This is a genomic window from Bradyrhizobium sp. DOA1, from assembly GCF_001593325.1.
Classification (GTDB): Bacteria; Pseudomonadota; Alphaproteobacteria; order Rhizobiales; family Xanthobacteraceae; genus Bradyrhizobium.
On record NZ_JXJM01000001.1, the window covers coordinates 300,806 to 317,495 of the forward strand.

15 protein-coding genes are annotated in these 16,690 nt (G+C 64.9%); 10 read left to right on the plus strand and 5 right to left on the minus strand.

Annotated elements, in window-relative coordinates; genetic code table 11:
- The first annotated feature begins 239 nt into the window (after window positions 1–239).
- Window positions 240–920, plus strand: coding sequence for a TetR/AcrR family transcriptional regulator (locus SE91_RS01390; RefSeq protein ID WP_060737111.1), 681 nt, complete (start codon window positions 240–242; stop codon window positions 918–920).
- A gap of 148 nt (window positions 921–1,068) precedes the next feature.
- On the opposite strand, the gene pyk is transcribed toward SE91_RS01390, so the two are convergent.
- Window positions 1,069–2,505 (minus strand): pyruvate kinase, encoded by a 1,437-nt coding sequence (gene pyk / locus SE91_RS01395; RefSeq protein ID WP_061846305.1) that lies wholly within the window; start codon window positions 2,503–2,505, stop codon window positions 1,069–1,071.
- Entirely contained in the window at window positions 2,502–3,092 is a 591-nt protein-coding gene (locus SE91_RS01400; RefSeq protein WP_061846306.1) for a DUF1036 domain-containing protein, read from the minus strand. The genes pyk and SE91_RS01400 overlap by 4 nt, the downstream gene beginning before the upstream one ends.
- A 168-nt stretch (window positions 3,093–3,260) precedes the next feature.
- On the opposite strand from SE91_RS01400, the gene SE91_RS01405 reads away from it, so the two are divergent.
- The 4 genes from SE91_RS01405 to SE91_RS01420 all read left to right on the plus strand — a co-directional run bounded on the left by SE91_RS01405 (window position 3,261) and on the right by SE91_RS01420 (window position 6,359).
- Window positions 3,261–3,566, plus strand: a complete 306-nt coding sequence (locus tag SE91_RS01405) for a DUF1244 domain-containing protein (protein WP_061846307.1) — start codon at window positions 3,261–3,263, stop codon at window positions 3,564–3,566.
- Between the two features lie 196 nt (window positions 3,567–3,762).
- Window positions 3,763–4,035 carry a DUF2312 domain-containing protein gene (locus SE91_RS01410; RefSeq protein ID WP_008546273.1) on the plus strand — a complete coding sequence of 91 codons (273 nt, stop codon included), beginning with the start codon at window positions 3,763–3,765 and terminating at the stop codon, window positions 4,033–4,035.
- Window positions 4,036–4,120: 85 nt separating this feature from the next.
- Window positions 4,121–5,887, plus strand: a complete 1,767-nt coding sequence (locus SE91_RS01415) for an adenylate/guanylate cyclase domain-containing protein (RefSeq protein ID WP_061846308.1) — start codon at window positions 4,121–4,123, stop codon at window positions 5,885–5,887.
- A gap of 46 nt (window positions 5,888–5,933) precedes the next feature.
- Entirely contained in the window at window positions 5,934–6,359 is a 426-nt protein-coding gene (locus SE91_RS01420; RefSeq protein WP_061850859.1) for a hypothetical protein, read from the plus strand.
- A gap of 121 nt (window positions 6,360–6,480) precedes the next feature.
- Here the strand turns inward: SE91_RS01420 and mepK are convergent, their stop codons facing one another.
- The 3 genes from mepK to SE91_RS01435 all read right to left on the minus strand — a co-directional run bounded on the left by mepK (window position 6,481) and on the right by SE91_RS01435 (window position 12,397).
- Window positions 6,481–8,088, minus strand: coding sequence for a peptidoglycan L,D-endopeptidase MepK (gene mepK / locus SE91_RS01425; protein ID WP_245318248.1), 1,608 nt, complete (start codon window positions 8,086–8,088; stop codon window positions 6,481–6,483).
- 279 nt (window positions 8,089–8,367) lie between these two features.
- Window positions 8,368–10,554 carry a L,D-transpeptidase family protein gene (locus SE91_RS01430; protein ID WP_061846310.1) on the minus strand — a complete coding sequence of 729 codons (2,187 nt, stop codon included), beginning with the start codon at window positions 10,552–10,554 and terminating at the stop codon, window positions 8,368–8,370.
- Between the two features lie 346 nt (window positions 10,555–10,900).
- Window positions 10,901–12,397: a sigma-54-dependent transcriptional regulator gene (locus SE91_RS01435; RefSeq protein ID WP_061846311.1), complete on the minus strand. Its 1,497-nt coding sequence runs from the start codon at window positions 12,395–12,397 to the stop codon at window positions 10,901–10,903.
- 127 nt (window positions 12,398–12,524) lie between these two features.
- Here SE91_RS01435 and SE91_RS01440 point away from each other — a divergent pair, with 127 nt between their 5' ends.
- The 5 genes from SE91_RS01440 (at window position 12,525) to SE91_RS01460 (ending at window position 16,684) form a co-directional block, all read left to right on the plus strand.
- Window positions 12,525–14,447, plus strand: a complete 1,923-nt coding sequence (locus SE91_RS01440) for a M3 family oligoendopeptidase (RefSeq protein ID WP_061846312.1) — start codon at window positions 12,525–12,527, stop codon at window positions 14,445–14,447.
- A gap of 83 nt (window positions 14,448–14,530) precedes the next feature.
- Entirely contained in the window at window positions 14,531–14,755 is a 225-nt protein-coding gene (locus SE91_RS01445) for an AbrB/MazE/SpoVT family DNA-binding domain-containing protein (protein ID WP_061850860.1), read from the plus strand.
- Between the two features lie 12 nt (window positions 14,756–14,767).
- Window positions 14,768–15,163: a type II toxin-antitoxin system death-on-curing family toxin gene (locus SE91_RS01450; protein WP_082813631.1), complete on the plus strand. Its 396-nt coding sequence runs from the start codon at window positions 14,768–14,770 to the stop codon at window positions 15,161–15,163.
- A 97-nt stretch (window positions 15,164–15,260) separates the two neighbouring features.
- Complete coding sequence (locus SE91_RS01455) at window positions 15,261–15,413, plus strand: aa3-type cytochrome c oxidase subunit IV (protein WP_008546229.1); 153 nt, start codon at window positions 15,261–15,263, stop codon at window positions 15,411–15,413.
- Window positions 15,414–15,556: 143 nt separating this feature from the next.
- Complete coding sequence (locus tag SE91_RS01460; RefSeq protein ID WP_061846313.1) at window positions 15,557–16,684, plus strand: Re/Si-specific NAD(P)(+) transhydrogenase subunit alpha; 1,128 nt, start codon at window positions 15,557–15,559, stop codon at window positions 16,682–16,684.
- Window positions 16,685–16,690 lie beyond the last annotated feature (6 nt).

A 16,690-nucleotide genomic window follows, 5' to 3' on the forward strand; every position in this document is an offset into this window, starting at 1 on the left:
TTGACGTTGATTTCGTTTTGCTCGTGGCATTGCGACCATTTTGAAGATTGGCCTCGGCAACATGCCGCCCCCAGCGCTTCGGCGCTCCAGCCCGCTCGTAATGACGCTTCACGCATTTCCATCTTGTCATCCCCCGTGAATAGTTGTTCAGTCCTTGCGGGGCGATTTGCATCTTTCGACGTGACGAAGCGTTCGGCCGCAGGGCGTGCGGCTGGCGTGGGTGGGACAGGAAGCGCGCCATGGTTTATCGGCGGACGCATCAAGTGGTGAAGCGCCTTGCGGCCCGCCGCAGTGCGATATTGGCGGCGGCGCGGGAGGCTGCGGCGGAAGGTGGGATGGCGGCGGTGCAGATCGCACCCGTCGCGGTCCGCGCCAATGTCGCGGCCGGCACGGTCTACCGCTACTTCCCCTCCAAGGCCGAGCTGATCTCCGAGCTCATTGCCGAGGTCTCGCGCGACGAGCTCGCGGCGATCCGGCGGGCCGCCGACGCCGCGCCGGGGCCGTCCTCGGCACTGGCGGCCGCCGTCACCACGGTGGCGGTCCATACGCTGTCGCAGCGCAGGCTGGCCTGGGGCATCCTGGCCGAGCCGGTCGATGTCGATGTCAGCGCCTCCCGCCTTGCCAGCCGGCGCGAGATCGCGGGCGAGATCGCCTCGCGCATCGACGCCGCCGTGCGTGCCGGTCATCTGCCGGCGCAGGATACCGCGCTCGCCGCCACCGCGCTGCTCGGCGCCCTGCATGAGGCGCTGGTCGGACCGCTCGCGCCCGACAATCTCGATGATCCCGTCAAGATGCGCGATGCGGTGCAGACCGTTACGCTGCTGGCGCTGCGCGCCGTCGGCGTCATGGACGCCCGCGCCCGGGGTCTGGTGGTTCAACAGACGCTTCTGCCGACCGCCAAGGCGCTGGTCGGCGCGTAAATTCGCGGCGCGAAGCGGAATGGCGGCCTGATTGCGCTCAGGCCGTTGCTCGCGCAGGAGTTTTCGAAAGAACCACAGCACCGGCGCCGGGCGCGCCTTCTACTGTGCATGGGGTTGTTTTCGCAGTTTGGTGCGAGCGGCCGAAAAATCAGATGTTGGCGTCGCCCTCGGGGCCGACCGAGGCGATGCGCACCATGTTGGTGGTGCCGGGAATGCCGAGCGGCACGCCGGCGACGATGATGACGCGCTGGCCGGCGCGGACGAAGCCATCCCGGAACGCGATCTGGCCGGCGCGGCCGACCATGTCGTCCTGGTCGCGGGCATCCTCGGCCACCACGCAGTGCACGCCCCAGACCACGGCGAGCCTGCGGCCGGCGGTGATGTTCGGCGTGATCGCCACGATCGGTGGCTTCGGCCGCTCGCGTGCCACGCGCACGGCGGTCGAGCCCGAGCTGGTCCAGCAGATCAGAGCGGGCAGGTCGAGCGTCTCGGCGATCTGCCGGGCGGCGTCCGCGATGGCGTCGCCTGCGGTGGATTCCGGTGCTGGGCGCTGCGCCATGATCACCGAGCGGTAGGTCGGGTCGCGCTCGACCTCCTCGCCGATGCGGTTCATGGTCGAGACCGCCTCGACCGGGAATTTGCCGGCCGCCGATTCCGCCGACAGCATGATGGCGTCGGCGCCCTCATAGACCGCGGTGGCGACGTCGGAGACTTCGGCGCGGGTCGGCACCGGCGACTGGATCATCGATTCCAGCATCTGGGTCGCGACCACCACCGGCTTGCCGGCCCGGCGCGCCATCCGCGTCATCTGCTTCTGCAGGCTCGGCACGCGCTCCAGCGGCAGCTCGACGCCGAGGTCGCCGCGCGCCACCATCAGCGCATCGGAGGCCTCGATGATGTCGGCCAGGCGGTCGATCGCCTGCGGCTTCTCGATCTTGGCCATGACCGCGGCGCGGCCACGGATCATCTTCTTGGCTTCGAGCACGTCGTCGGCGCGCTGCACGAAGGACAGCGCGATCCAGTCGACGCCGGTGACGAGGGCCGCCTCGAGGTCGGCGCGGTCCTTCGGCGTCATCGCGGAGACCGGCAGGTCGGTGTCGGGCAGGCTGACGCCCTTGCGGTCGCTCATCTTGCCGCCGACCACGACACGCGTCACCGCGTGCTCCTTGGAGGTCTCCTCGGCGATCAGGCGCACCTTGCCGTCGTCGAGCAGCAGGGCATGGCCCGGCCGGAGCGCGGCCAGGATCTCCGGATGCGGCAGGTGGACGCGCGTGGCATCCCCCGGCGCCTTGTCGGAATCGAGCGTGAAGGTCTGTCCGTTCTGGAGCTGGACCGCGCCGTCGGCGAAGGAGCCGAGCCTCAGCTTCGGGCCCTGGAGATCGACCAGGATGCCGATCGGCCGGCCATAGCTGCTCTCGACGTTGCGGATCGTCGCCACCAGCTCCCGCATCTTGTCATGCGGGGTGTGGCTCATGTTGATGCGGAACAGGTCGGCGCCGGCCTCGAACAGGCGGCGGATCATCGCGAGGTCCGAGGAGGCGGGGCCGAGCGTCGCGAGAATCTTGATACGGCGAAGGCGCCTCATGGCTTACTTCCAGACGGGGGGGCAGCGGCTGGCGGGAGGCCAGGCGCGGGGGACGTACCACCGGGCGGGCTGTTGGGCAAACCCGGAACCCCGCCCGGTCCAACCGGGCCGGGCAGGCCGGGCACGCGCTGCTGCGCCGGCTGTTCGTTGGCATCCGTGAGCTGGACGGTCCAGGCCCGCTGCTCGCCGGTATCGACCTCGAAATAGCCGGTGCGGTCGTAGCCGCGCGCCAGGCAATCCTCGGTGCCGCGGATGGTGAACTCCTTGTCGCGCGAGCACATGAAAGCCTGGCCCGACCATTCGCCGCCGCGATCATAGTCGATGGCGTAGATGTAATAGTAACGGGCGACCAACGTTCCCCGCAGCAGCGTCTCGCAGGACCGGGACGAGATGTTCCACCAGCCCTCGGTGGTCCAGCCCTCGGCGTCCTTGTAGCCCAGCGCGATCCCGACCCGGCTCGACGTATTGTTGCAGAGGCGGAAATCGGCCGATGCCGGGCTGCTCCAGGAGCACAGCAGCGCGACCGCCAGCACCGGGACCAACCGGGCGAGCAGGCGAAGGGGGGAGCGGGGAGATTCGGCGATCATTGTCGCGGAAGCTATATCAGATCATTGGCGATTTGGCGTAGGGGCAGGGTGCCGCCCGGAAGGCCCGGTTCGGGGTCCGTTTGCGCCGGGATATGGCAAAATCTGTGACAGGCCCCACCTGATCCCGTAAGGGTGAGCGCCATCCGGGCAGCCTCAAGGAATCCAGCCATGGCAATCGACAACAAAACCAGAACGGAGCTCGAGGCGGCCGCTTTCCGCCGCCTGGTCGATCATCTGAAGACGCGAACGGACGTCCAGAACATCGACCTGATGAATCTAGCCGGCTTCTGCCGCAACTGCCTGTCCAACTGGCTCAAGGACGCCGCCGACGCCCAAGGCGTGAGCTTGAGCAAGGACGAGAGCCGCGAGGCCGTCTACGGCATGCCCTACGAGACCTGGAAGGCGAAATACCAGGGCGCGGCCACGCCCGAGCAGCTCGAGGCGATGAAGAAGGTCCATCCCCACGGGCATTGAATAGCCCCGGCGCGCATCGCCTGAGTCGCACCACACAACAGCTTTCTTCAGCCGGCCGCAGGAAGGTGTGGGCGCGCTGTGGACGAGCGTGATGCTTGCTTGAACGCAGGTGGCGCCAACCCTAAGGGTCTACCCAGCACGCGCGGTGGGGATGCCGGCGTCACCTCGTTTTGCCAGTTCCATTGGGAGTACCAAGATGGCCACCTCCGCCGCCGTCCGCGACGACGAGCCCGCGACGAAATTTGCCAAGGACCAGCTCAAGTCCATCATCGAGCGCATCGAGCGGCTGGAGGAAGAGAAGAAGGCGATCTCCGACGACATTCGCGACGTCTATGCCGAAAGCAAGGGCAACGGCTACGACGTCAAGGCGCTGCGCACCATCGTGCGTCTGCGCAAGCAGGACCCCAACGAGCGCGCCGAGGCCGAGACCATTCTCGAGACCTACATGCAGGCGCTGGGCATGATCTGAGGCGCACCGCCCGGTCAGCATTGCAGCGCACCAAGCTTGGCGAAATCCCTTCGTCTGCTACAGTGCGCGGCGAAAGGACCGAGCGATGGATGTGCCCGGACCAGAGCGCAGGCTCGCCGCGGTCCTCGCCGCCGACATGGTCGGCTTTAGCCGGCTCATGGAGGTCGACGAGGCGGGTACGCTTGCGCGCCTCAAGACCCATCGGGTCGAACTCATTGATCCCGCCATCACCAAGAATCGCGGCACCATCATCAAGACGACGGGTGATGGCCTGCTCGTGGAATTCCACAGCGTGGTCGACGCCGTATTGTGCGCCGCGGAGGTTCAGCGCCGCATGGCGCGGCGCAATGCCGATGTCCCGCCGCCACGGTGGATACAATTCCGCATCGGCATCAATCTGGGCGATGTCATCGTCGATCAAAACGACATCTTCGGTGATGGCGTCAACGTCGCGGCGCGGCTGGAGGCGCTCGCCGAGCCTGGAGGGATCTGCGTTTCGGGCGCGGTGCGCGATCAGGTCGGCGACCGCCTCGACGGAGTTGAATTCGACGATCTTGGCGAACAGAACGTCAAGAACATTGCGCGCCCGATCCGTGTTTTTCGGATTCGGCTGCCGGAGCGGCCTGCAAGTCAGCAAGATGGAGCAAGGCTCTCCGCAGCGCCATCCGGTAGCTCGAGGAAGCCGTCCATAGCCGTCCTGCCGTTCGCCAACATGAGCGGCGATCCGGAACAGGAATTCTTCGCTGACGGACTCACGGAAGACATCATCACCGAGCTGTCGCGCTTCCACGATTTGCTCGTCATCTCCCGCAACTCGACCTTCGTCTACAAGGGCAAGGCCGTAAAGGTGCAGGACGTCGGCCGCGAATTCGGTGTCGACTACGTCATCGAGGGAAGCGTGCGAAAGGCCGGGGATCGTGTCCGCGTCACCGTGCAGCTCATCGATGCGGAAACGGATCGGCATATCTGGGCCGAGCGGTATGACGGCGAGCTCAAGGACATCTTCGCGATCCAGGACGAGATGACGCGCGCCATCGCCGCCACGTTGCCCGGCCGCGTCGAGGCGGCCACGCACGATCGGGCGAACCGCAAGCCAACGGACAACATGGCAGCCTATGAATGCGTTCTGGCCGCGAAGATCTTGCACCACCGCTCCAATCGCGAGGACAACGCACGTGCGCGGCTTCTGCTCGAGCGGGCGATCGAGCTCGACGCGAACTATGCTCACGCACATGCGTGGAAGGCGTGCGTCCTGGGCCAGAGCTGGGTCTATAGCTGGTGCGCCGATCGCGACGCCACCTTCCAACAGGTGGCCGCCGAGCTGGAGATCGCGCTGGTTCTCGACGACAATGACAGCGACGTTCATCGCATCCTCGCGGCGCTCAATCTGAACCGCGACGACCATGACAAGGCCGCCTATCATCAGGAGCGCGCGCTCGCGCTCAACCCGAACTATGATCTCGTGGTGGTGCAGCAGGGCGAACTGCTGACTTGGCTGGGGCGGCCGGAAGAGGGCATCGATTGGATCAAGAAGGCGATGAGGCTCAACCCTTATCATCCGGAACGGTTCTGGAGCCATCTCGGGCGGGCCTATTACTGTGCCGAGAAATACGCCGAAGCCGCCGAAGCTTTCTCGCGGATCTCACGGCCCGATCACACCCATCACGCGTTCCTTGCGGGCATCTTCGCGCAAATGGGCAACACGGTGGCGGCGGGCGCGCATGCGGCCGAAGTTCTCAAGCGTGAACCGGCATTTTCGGTGGCCAATCATCTTTCGACCCAGCATTATAAGCAAAACGTCGATCGTCAGCGCTATGAGGCGGGCCTTCTCCAGGCAGGCCTGCCGGCTTGATCCGGCGCGCAGCGGAAACCGGTTGGCGATCATCGAGAGTGAGACCGTGACTGAGCCGCTGTTGCTGCCCGAGGTGCGCCGGGCCTTCGACGCCTTTCCCGTGCCGATGCGCAAGCGGCTCCTGCAGGTGCGCGATCTGATCTTTGCGACGGCTTCGGCGCATGACGAGGTCGGACGGCTCAGCGAAACGCTCAAATGGGGCGAGCCTGCCTATCTGACTGAGGAGACAGGCAGCGGCAGCACGATCCGGCTTGGCCGCCTGAAGGGATCCGAACACGCCGCTATTCTGTTCAACTGCAAGACGACCCTGGTCGGCACCTTCCGCGAACGCTTTCCCGAACAGTTCGAGTATCGGCAGACGAGGGCGCTGCTGTTGCCGGTGGCGGGCAAGCTGCGCACGCGGGAGCTCACGGTTTGTTTGTCGCTGGCGCTGACGTATCACCTCGACCGGCGGAGCAAGAGAGCGCGTTAGGGCACTCGTAGCCAGGATGCGCAAAGCGATATCCGGGGATTCCCAAGCACACGCAGCTTCCCCGGATGTCGCTTCGCTCATCCGGGCTACGAGATCGAGTGTTTGGAAATTGTCGCTGCTATCAGCGCAGCGCCGCCGTCCGCATGACGAACGACGTCGTCGGGAGCTTGGCGGTGGCGCTGCCGGAGAACGTCTCGCAGGACAGGCCCTGCATCGGATCGTCGACAAAGCCCATCGCGATCACGGATTGCGGCTTGACGAAATAACCACGCAGCGCCGCGGTATCGAGCTCGCCCATCAGCGTCACCGACATCGCGCGGCTGGCGCTCGGCGACAGCATCACGATTTTCAGCCAGATGCTCTCGCCCTTGGCGGCCGAGAGGCGGGTCGCGGTCGCGACCATGCCGTCGATGCTCTTGCCGACCACCGTATTGATCTCGGTCGCCTGGGCGACGTTGCGGGGCCGCGTGGAGCGCGGGATCGGTGCGGAGGCGGCGACGACGTTGGCGCGGTCGACCGGGGAAGCGGCCGGCGCGTAAGCCAGGGCCTGAAGAGTTGCGCTGGCGACGCTGGCGGTCGGGTGCGCGTCGGTGGCGGCAGCGAGCGCCTGGCGCGCTTTCAGCGCGGCCACCTGAGCCGGCGTTGCCTGTTGCGGAGCGGCCGGGACGTCATCCCAGAAGCCGCGGGCATTGATGATATCAGCGGGGGTCTCGGGCTTGGCGTCGGCAGACCGCGTGGTCGCCGGCTTGTCAGCCACGGGCGCGGGCTTCGGCTTGGGCGGCGCAACGATCTGCGCATCGGCCGAGGCGAGCTGGATCGTGGCGGCGATCTGCGGCTTGGCGCGGGGCGTCGGCACCGGTTCGGCGGGCTTGGCAGCGGCTGCGACGACGGTCGGTGCTGCCGGCTTTGCGGCCGGGCTGGGCGCGCCCTCGTCGTCCTCGTCGCTGGCGGCCGGAGCCGCCGACTTGCCCTTGAACAGGGCGGCGAAGAAATTCGTCTTGCTGCCGGAATCATCGCCGCTGCCGCGTCGCTCGATCTCGGCCTTGGCGAGCTCATAGTTCTTCAGCGGCACGCCGTCGGTCGGCAGGTGCACGGTCTTTCCATCCGGGAAGACGCGGGCGAGCTGGTCATGCGTCATGCGCGGCCAGTGCCGGACGCTGCCGGTGTCCAGATGAACGAAGGGCGAGCCGGAGGTCGGGTAGAAGCCGACGCCGCCGCGCTGCAGGCGCAGGCCGGCGAAGCGGATCTGCTCCAGCGGCACGCCGGGGATGTAGAAGTCCATCGCATGGCCCAGCATGTGCTGGCTGGCGCGTGCCACACCGGAGGACCGGCGGCGGAGCATGGCGTTGGTGGCGGGGGAGCGGTAGGAGGAGATGATCTGGATCGGCTGCTTGCCGTCGACGTCGCGATAGACTTCCCACAGGATATCGAACAGGCGACGGTCCATGACCGTCGATTCCTGGGTGCGCCAGTCGCGCAGGAAGTGGTTGAGCTGCTTCAGCGCGGCTTCGTCATAGCGCCCGTCGCGCTTGAAGGTGACGGTGAGGTCTTCGCCGGAATGGGTGTGGTGGAAGGAGAGCGTCTTGGTCTCGTTCAGCGCGGCGGCGTCATGAACCGAGCCTGCGGCGGCAAGCAACAGTGCGGCAGCAAGGCCGATCCGGGATCCGGCCTTCACTCCCGCATGGGACAACGACAGCACAACGAATTGGCGTGCGAGACCAGTCAGCACGTATGAGCCCACCCAGTCGACGAGCGTTCAAATGGACTCTCCCGCCAACCCCGTAGCAGCGCGAAAGAGGATGAACGCTTTCTTAAAGCGAGAAGGTTAATTTGAGGTTGACCTTCCCGCCCCCAAACCAAGTCAGAATACAATCCTAACCGGTTGACTGTGGCAAAAAAACGCCCGCTGCTCCGGTCGAGGTGGAGAATGGTTAAAGTTAAGCGACCCCATCCAAGGGATGAGGTCGCTGATTTCTTTGCAAAATTTGAGTGATTCAGGCGCTGAGGCTTAGCGGGTGAACACCCGCTGCTGCGGCGGCCGGCGGCCGACGGGCGCCGGCGGCGGGGTCGGCGGCCCCGCCCCGAACAGCCGCTCGAAGAAATTCGGGCCGGACGAGCCGAAACCGCCGCCATTGTTGGCCACCGCCACACCTGACGGCAGTGTCGTCGCCGGGCGGGAATAGCTCGGCTGCGAATGCGCGACCACGTTCTCGATGTCCTTGCCGCGGCTGTTCTTCAGGATGTTGATCATGACCGCGTCGCGACCATAGATGTCCTTGCGGAATTGCAGCTTGCCGGCGTCATCCACAAACGCGGTCTGATAGGTGATGTTGACCGGGATCGGCGTCGGGAATTTCAGGTCAATCTCGCTCTTGCCGTACATGCTGCGGATGCGTTCCGGCGTGTACTTCTCGTTGGGCATGACGATGTTGAGCAGCACCGAGGCGTACTGATCCGGATTCTGCACACGCATGCAGCCATGGCTGAACGCGCGCTCTTCCTTGGCGAACAAGTGCTTGTCCGGCGTGTCGTGCTGATAGACCAGGAACTTGTTCGGGAAGTTGAAGCGGATGCGGCCGAGCGCGTTGGCTTCGCCAGGCGGCTGCGAGATGTGCACCGAGCCATCGCGGTTTTGCTCGAGCCTCAGGCCCATGCGCTGGAGCACGGTCGGATCCTGCTGCAGCGCCGGCAAATACTCGTTGTAGACGATCGAGGGCGGCACGTTCCAGGTCGGGTTGACCGTGATGTACTTCATCGTCTCGGTGAGGAGCGGGGTGGCATGCTTGCCCGGCTTGCCAGTGACGACGCGTGTGGTCCAGACCTGCTGCCCACGCTGCATCACCTTCAAGGTGAAATCCGGAATGTTGAGGATGACATAGGCATCGCCGATCGCCGGTGCGCCGAGGTCGCGCGGCAGCCAGCGCCAGCGCTCCATGTTGACCAGCACCACGTCGATCTGCTTGTCGCGCTTCGGCGTATTGAGCGCCTTGACGGTCTTGTCGTCGAGGATGCCGGTCGCCTTCATCTCGGCGCCGCTCTGGAATTTGCGCACGGCTTCGGCGACAGCCGCATCGTAGCGGGTGTCGTTCGCGTTCTCGGTGATGCCGAGCTTGGCGCGCAGCTGCGGCACGCGCGGATCTTCCACGATGATCTCGGCCTGCTTCTTGCCGGCCGGGGTGTATTTCAGCGCCGGACCGTCGGAAATCTCGATGGCCGGGCCGCTGCCCTGACCGCGGAGCTCGGCGAGCTTGGCCTTCAGCTCCTTGTAGAGCTTGTGGGGCGGGTTGTAGCTGTCGAGCGCAGCGGACGCATCCGTTGCGGTCGTGACCTTGGCGAGCACCTCGTTCGGATCGACAGGATGCTCGGGATAGAGGATGTCGCCGCTGGCCTGCGACCAGTGCATGCGGCCGCTCTGGGCCTGGCGCGCATAGTCGAACATGCTGGCGGTGAGCTTGAGCTCGGCATCGGCGAGCGCATTGGGCGTGGTGGCGGCGGCGAAATCGGGCACCGGATAATCGGCCGGATTGAGGCCGTCGGAGGCCGCATCCTTCAGCCGCGCAATCACGCCCTTGGCCGCCGGCGTCAGGCTGCCGCCTTGGGTCCAGACCGGCGCGAAGTCGCGCGCGCCGTAGAACTTCTCGATCGCGGCCCGCTCGTTCTTGCGGTCGAAATGGCGCGAGGTCTTGGCGCCGATGATGTCCTTGAGCTTGTCGGCGACCGGCTGGTCGGCAGCGGGAACGTTGCTAGCGGTCTTCACCGGCTCGGCGGCGGGAGCAGCAGGCGCCGCGGGGGCGGTCGCGGTATCGGCCTTGGCGGGCTCGGCCTTGGCGGGCTCAGATTTCGCAGGGTGGGTTTTTGCCGTCTCGCTCTTCGGCGCCTCGGTGGCGGGCGTGGTCGCAACGTCGGAAGGCTTCGGCTCGATCTTGGCCGGTGCCGGCGCGGCTTCGACCTTCGCGGGTTCCTTGCTTGCGTCCTGAAGCGTCGCAGTGGTGTCCAGTTTGATATCCGATGCGGTCGGGGGCGGGACGTTGGCCGGCTCGGGACGCGGGATCGCGGCTTCGATCGCGAGCTCGGCGGCGCTGCTGCGCCCCTGATCCTGCGCCAGGGCTGAGCTGGCAGACACCGTGAGGAAGGTTGCCGCGACCGTCATCAAGACACGGTCAAAGCCTGCACGGTGGTTCAAACAGTCACGCATTGTGTCACACCCCTCGGGTGAACTGTCCCTCGTGGAACAGCTTCGTTATCGTCTGTAGATCTTCGGCTAAACTGCGCCGGCCTCTCGAAAGTCGCACGCCTGCACGCAACGATTCATACGCAGACGATATACAGGCCCCGATTTTGCAGCCAGCGCTACCCGGGACAACTCACGACAAACTGACTTCAAGGGAGCCTCTTGGCAACGGATTGTGCGCTTCTGCCACGCGCTTTTCCCTACGTCTGTCACTTCCAGGTCACGGTTCACGACGAGGTCAAATTTCACCGTAATGCGAAGGGCTTGCGGCCTCCTCGCAGCACGGCGCGAAGCGCTGTTCGCATCAGGCTCAGTGCGTCTCCCCGCCGCTTTTCCCGCCATGGCCGGGAACCCCGGCTTCGTCGAGTTTGCGGTAGAGCGTGGAGCGGCCGATTCTGAGGCGCCGGGCGACTTCGGACATCTGCCCGCGATAATGCGAGATCGCGAAACGGATGATCTCGTTCTCCATCTCCTCCAGCGGACGAACATCGCCGTTCGCCGTCAGCATCGAGAGACTGCCCGCGGCGGCGAGGGGGGCGATCGGTATTTCGTTACCCGAGACCACCGAAGGTGCCGCAATCGGGTCGATCATCAATGGCGCCGTCGGAATCTCGGTTTCAGCATGCGGCTGCGCGGCCAGCAGCGGGAAATCGCCAAGACCAAGCTGGTCGCCGTCGCTCATCACCACCGCGCGGTAGACGGCGTTTTCGAGCTGGCGGATGTTGCCGGGCCAGTCGAGCTGGGCGAGATGCGCCACCGCCTCGCCGCTGATGCCGGTGATTGGGCGGTTCTCCTCGGCGGCGAAGCGCGCCAGGAAATGCCGCAGCAGATGCGGGATGTCCTCGCGCCGGGCGCGCAGCGACGGGATCGTCAGCGGCAGCACGTGCAGGCGATAGAACAGGTCTTCGCGAAAGTGCCCCTGCTTGACCCGCTCCAGGAGCTTGCGGTTGGTCGCGGAGACGATACGCACGTCGACCTTGACGGGCTTGCGGCCGCCGACCGCCTCGACCGCGCCTTCCTGGAGCGCGCGCAGAAGCTTGACCTGCGCGGTCAGCGGCAGCTCGCTGACCTCGTCCAGAAACAGCGTGCCGCCATGGGCCTCGACGAACTTGCCCATGTGCCGCTCGGTGGCGCCGGTGAAGGCGCCCTTCTCGTGCCCGAACAGGATGGACTCGACGAGATTGTCGGGGATCGCACCGCAATTGACCGCGACGAAGGGTTTTGCCTTGCGCTCGCCGCTGCCATGAATGGCCCGCGCAAACATCTCCTTGCCGACGCCGGACTCGCCCTCGATCAGCACGGGAATCGAAGAGTTCGCCGCCTTCTGCGCGGCGCGCATCACACCCGCCATCGCCTCGGAGCGGGTGATGATGTCGGAGAAGGTGAGCCGGCCCTCGCGGCTGTGACGGATGCGCTGCAATTCGCCCTTCAGCGCGGAGGCGTTGAGCGCGTTGCGCAGTGAGACCTGAAGTCGCTCCAGGCCAACCGGCTTGACGACGAAATCGGCCGCGCCGGCGCGCATCGCCGAGATCACGTTGTCGATGCCGCCATGCGCGGTCTGCACGATCACGGGGATGCTGAGGCCGGCCTCTCGAATTTTCGCCAGCACGCCCATGCCGTCGAGGCCGGGCATGACAAGATCGAGGATGACGCCGTCGATCGCGGGGGCGTCGGGCGCGGTGAGGGCGGCGATCGCGGCGTCGCCGGAGTCGACGACGACCGTCTCATAGCCGCATTTCTGCACCATGTTTTCGACCAGACGGCGGGCTACAGCATCGTCGTCGGCGATCAAAATACTGGCAGCCATGGTGTTCCCTGCACGCTACAACTATCTGTCTCGAATCGGGGCACTCTGGCCGAAGCCGATTAACACACTCTTAAACCTTGATGCCCCCGCCCGCCGTCGCGCTTGTTGAACACAGGTTTCCCACACAATGACTCCGCGCTCCAAGACCGCACTCCGCAAGCTCGCCACCAAGAAATCCGCCGCCAAGAAGTCTGTCGCCAAGGCAAAGCCCTCCAAGTCTTCGTCTGCAAAGTCTTCGTCTGCAAAGTCTTCGTCCGCAAAGCCAGCGAGCAAGACCGGCAAGCTTCCGGAGTGGAACCTGGCCGATCTCTATTCCGGGATCGATGCGCCGGAAGTGGCGCGCGATCTCGAAAAGATGGATGCCGACTGCGTCACGTTCGAGACCGACTACAAGGGCAAGCTCGCGACAGGGACAGCAAATGAAGATGGCGGAAAATGGCTCGCCGAGGCAGTGCGACGCTATGAGGCGATCGACGATCTCGCCGGCCGTCTCGGTTCCTATGCCGGTCTCGTCCATGCCGGCGACAGCGTGGACCCCAAGATTTCAAAGTTTTACGGCGACGTGTCCGAGCGCCTGACGGCGGCGTCCACGCATCTTTTGTTCTTCGCGCTCGAGCTCAATCGAATCGATGACGATATTTTGACCCGCGCGCTGCAGACGCCGGAGCTGGCGTATTACCGCCCGTGGATCGAGGATCTGCGCAAGGAGAAGCCGTATCAGCTTGACGACAAGCTCGAGCAGCTCTTCCTCGAGAAGGCGCAGACCGGCTATTCCGCCTTCAACCGGCTGTTCGATCAGACCATCTCGGCCCTGCGCTTCAAAGTCGGCACCAGGGAGCTCGCGATCGAGCCGACGCTCAATCTGTTGCAGGACCGCGACGGGGCCAAGCGCAAGGCCGCAGCGGAGGCGTTGGCCAAGACCTTCAAGGCCAATGAGCGCACTTTTGCGCTGATCACCAACACGCTCGCGAAGGACAAGGACATCTCCGACCGCTGGCGCGGTTTTCAGGATGTCGCGGACTCCCGGCACCTCAACAACCGCGTCGAGCGCGAGGTGGTGGATGCGTTGGTCGCTTCCGTGCGCGCGGCCTATCCAAAGCTGTCGCACCGCTACTACGCGCTGAAAGCGAAGTGGTTCGGCAAGAAGCGGCTGGCCTATTGGGACCGCAACGCGCCGCTGCCCTTTGCCGCGACCGACGTCATCGGCTGGCCCGATGCACGCAACATGGTGCTGACAGCCTATCGCGGCTTCTCGGCTGAGATGGCCGACATTGCCGAGCGCTTCTTCGCCGACCGCTGGATCGATGCGCCGGTGCGTCCGGGCAAGGCGCCCGGCGCGTTCTCGCATCCGACCACGCCGTCGGCGCATCCTTACGTGCTGATGAACTACCAGGGCAAGCCGCGCGACGTGATGACGCTTGCGCACGAACTCGGCCATGGCGTGCATCAGGTGCTCGCCGCGAAGAACGGCGCGCTGATGGCGCCGACGCCGCTGACGCTGGCGGAGACCGCGAGCGTGTTCGGCGAGATGCTGACCTTCCGGCGGCTATTGGCGCAGACCAAGAGCCCAAAACAGCGCAAGGCGCTGCTCGCCGGCAAGGTCGAGGACATGATCAACACAGTGGTGCGGCAGATCGCGTTCTATTCGTTCGAGCGCGCGGTCCACACCGAGCGCAAGAACGGCGAGCTCACCGCGACGCGGCTCGGCGAGATCTGGCTATCGGTGCAGGGTGAGAGCCTGGGGCCGGCGATCGAGATCAAGGCGGGTTACGAGAACTACTGGATGTACATCCCCCACTTCATCCACTCGCCGTTCTACGTCTACGCCTATGCCTTCGGCGATTGTCTCGTGAACTCGCTCTATGCGGTGTACGAGCACGCGGCCGAGGGCTTTGCCGAGCGCTATCTCGACATGCTCGCCGCAGGAGGAACCAAGCATTATTCCGAGCTGCTGCGTCCGTTCGGGCTGGACGCCAAGGACCCCAAGTTCTGGGACGGCGGGCTCAGCGTCATCGCGGGGATGATCGACGAGTTGGAGGCGGTGGGCTGAGGCCCCTCTCGTGTTGCGTAAAACATCTGTTGAACTGCCCTCATGGCAATGTTATACATATGTATAACGCGTTGGAGGTGGCCATGAAGATCGAGATCAAAAAAATCGGCAATTCCGACGGGCTGTTGCTGCCGCGCGAGCTGATGCAGCGGCTCGATCTCAAGCGTGGGCAGCAGTTGCATATCGTCGAACTTCCCGGCGGGGGATTCCAGGCGCTGCCCTACGATCCGGACTTCGAGCGGACGATGGAGATCGCCGACGAGATCATGGACAAGTACCGCGACACGCTCGCCGCTCTCGCAAAATAATGGAGCGAGGCGGTGAGCGAGCCTCAAGAGCCGCTGTGGATCACCTACGAGCAGACTGTCGCAATTCACGCCCGTCAGCTTCGCCGGTTTGGTGGTGCACCAGGGCTGCGTGATGAAGGGATGCTGCGGTCGGCCCTGGAGCGTCCAATCAATAAATGGCGCTACGAGCAAGCGACGCTGGATGAACTCGCCGCGGCCTACGCGTTTGGACTGGCGAAGAACCATGCATTCGTTGATGGAAACAAGCGCATCGCCTTCATGGCGATGATGGTCTTTTTGCACAAGAACGACGCTGCTTTTAGTCCCGATCCTGCGGAAGCGACGACTATCATCCTGGCCCTTGCCGCCGGCGAAGTCAGCGAGCAAAGCCTCACGCGCTGGATCCTGGACAATCGGAATTCTAAATGACCCCATTTGCGGGCAAACCCCGCCCGCGTGCCGTTGCCCTGCCCGAAAGTTTGCGGTATCCCAGCCCGAGAATTCGACTTTCGACTGGGGACATTCCATGGCTGACCATAGCGAAGTGGCGTACACCACCGCCGACGGCAACGACTACGTTGCCCACGAGCAGACCTACGAGGGCTTCATCAAGCTGGTGAAGTACGGCACCGTCTCGGTCGCGCTCATCGTCATCCTGATGGCGATCTTCCTGACCTGATCTGACTGATCGGCAGCTGCACACGCCAGCGGCAGCGGCTGCCCAGAAAATTTGCATCCAAGCCGGTGTTAAAACCGGTATCGAACGCCGCGGGAGTAACGCTCAATTTTGCGCGCGCGCTGTCCTGCGCCGCCGGAGGCCTCATGAAGATTGCCGTTGCCAAGGAAATCGATCTGTCGGAGCCGCGTGTCGCCGCTTCGCCTGATACGGTGAAGAAGTTCAAGGCGTTAGGCGCCGAGATCGCCGTCGAGCCGGGTGCCGGCCTCAAATCTGGCCTGCCGGATTCCGAATTCACCGCCGTGGGCGCCACGGTCAGCGCTGACGCGCTGAAGGATGCCGACATCATCATCAAGGTGAAGCGCCCCGAAGCTTCCGAGCTCGCGCAGTACAAGCGCGGCGCGCTCGTCATCGCCATCATGGATCCCTACGGCAACGAGGCCGCGCTGAAGACGATCGCCGACGCCGGCGTTTCCGCCTTCGCGATGGAATTGATGCCGCGCATTACGCGCGCGCAAGTGATGGACGTGCTGTCGTCGCAGGCGAACCTCGCTGGTTACCGCGCCGTGATCGAGGGCGCCGAGGCCTTCGGCCGCGCCTTCCCGATGATGATGACGGCGGCCGGTACCGTCCCTGCCGCGAAGGTGTTCGTGATGGGCGTCGGCGTCGCCGGCCTGCAGGCGATCGCGACCGCCCGCCGTCTCGGCGCTGTCGTGACCGCGACGGACGTTCGTCCCGCGACCAAGGAGCAGGTGGAATCGCTCGGAGCTAAATTCCTCGCCGTCGAGGACGAGGAGTTCAAGAACGCGCAGACCGCCGGCGGCTACGCCAAGGAAATGTCCAAGGAGTACCAGGCCAAGCAGGCTGCGCTCACCGCCGAGCACATCAAGAAGCAGGACATCGTGATCACGACCGCGTTGATTCCGGGCCGGCCCGCGCCGAAGCTCGTCAGCGCCGAGATGGTCAGGTCGATGAAGCCGGGCTCGGTGCTGGTCGATCTCGCCGTCGAGCGCGGCGGCAATGTCGAGGGTGCGAAGCCGGGCGAGGTCGTCGATCTCGATGGCATCAAGATCGTCGGCTACACCAACGTCGCTGGCCGCGTCGCGGCCTCGGCCTCCAGCCTCTACGCGCGCAATCTGTTCTCCTTCATCGAGACCATGGTCGACAAGAAGGAGAAGAAGCTCGCCGTCAATTGGGACGACGAACTGGTCAAGGCCACCGCGCTCACGAAGGACGGCGCCGTGATCCACCCGAACTTCCAGCCGAAGGTGTAAGGAGAG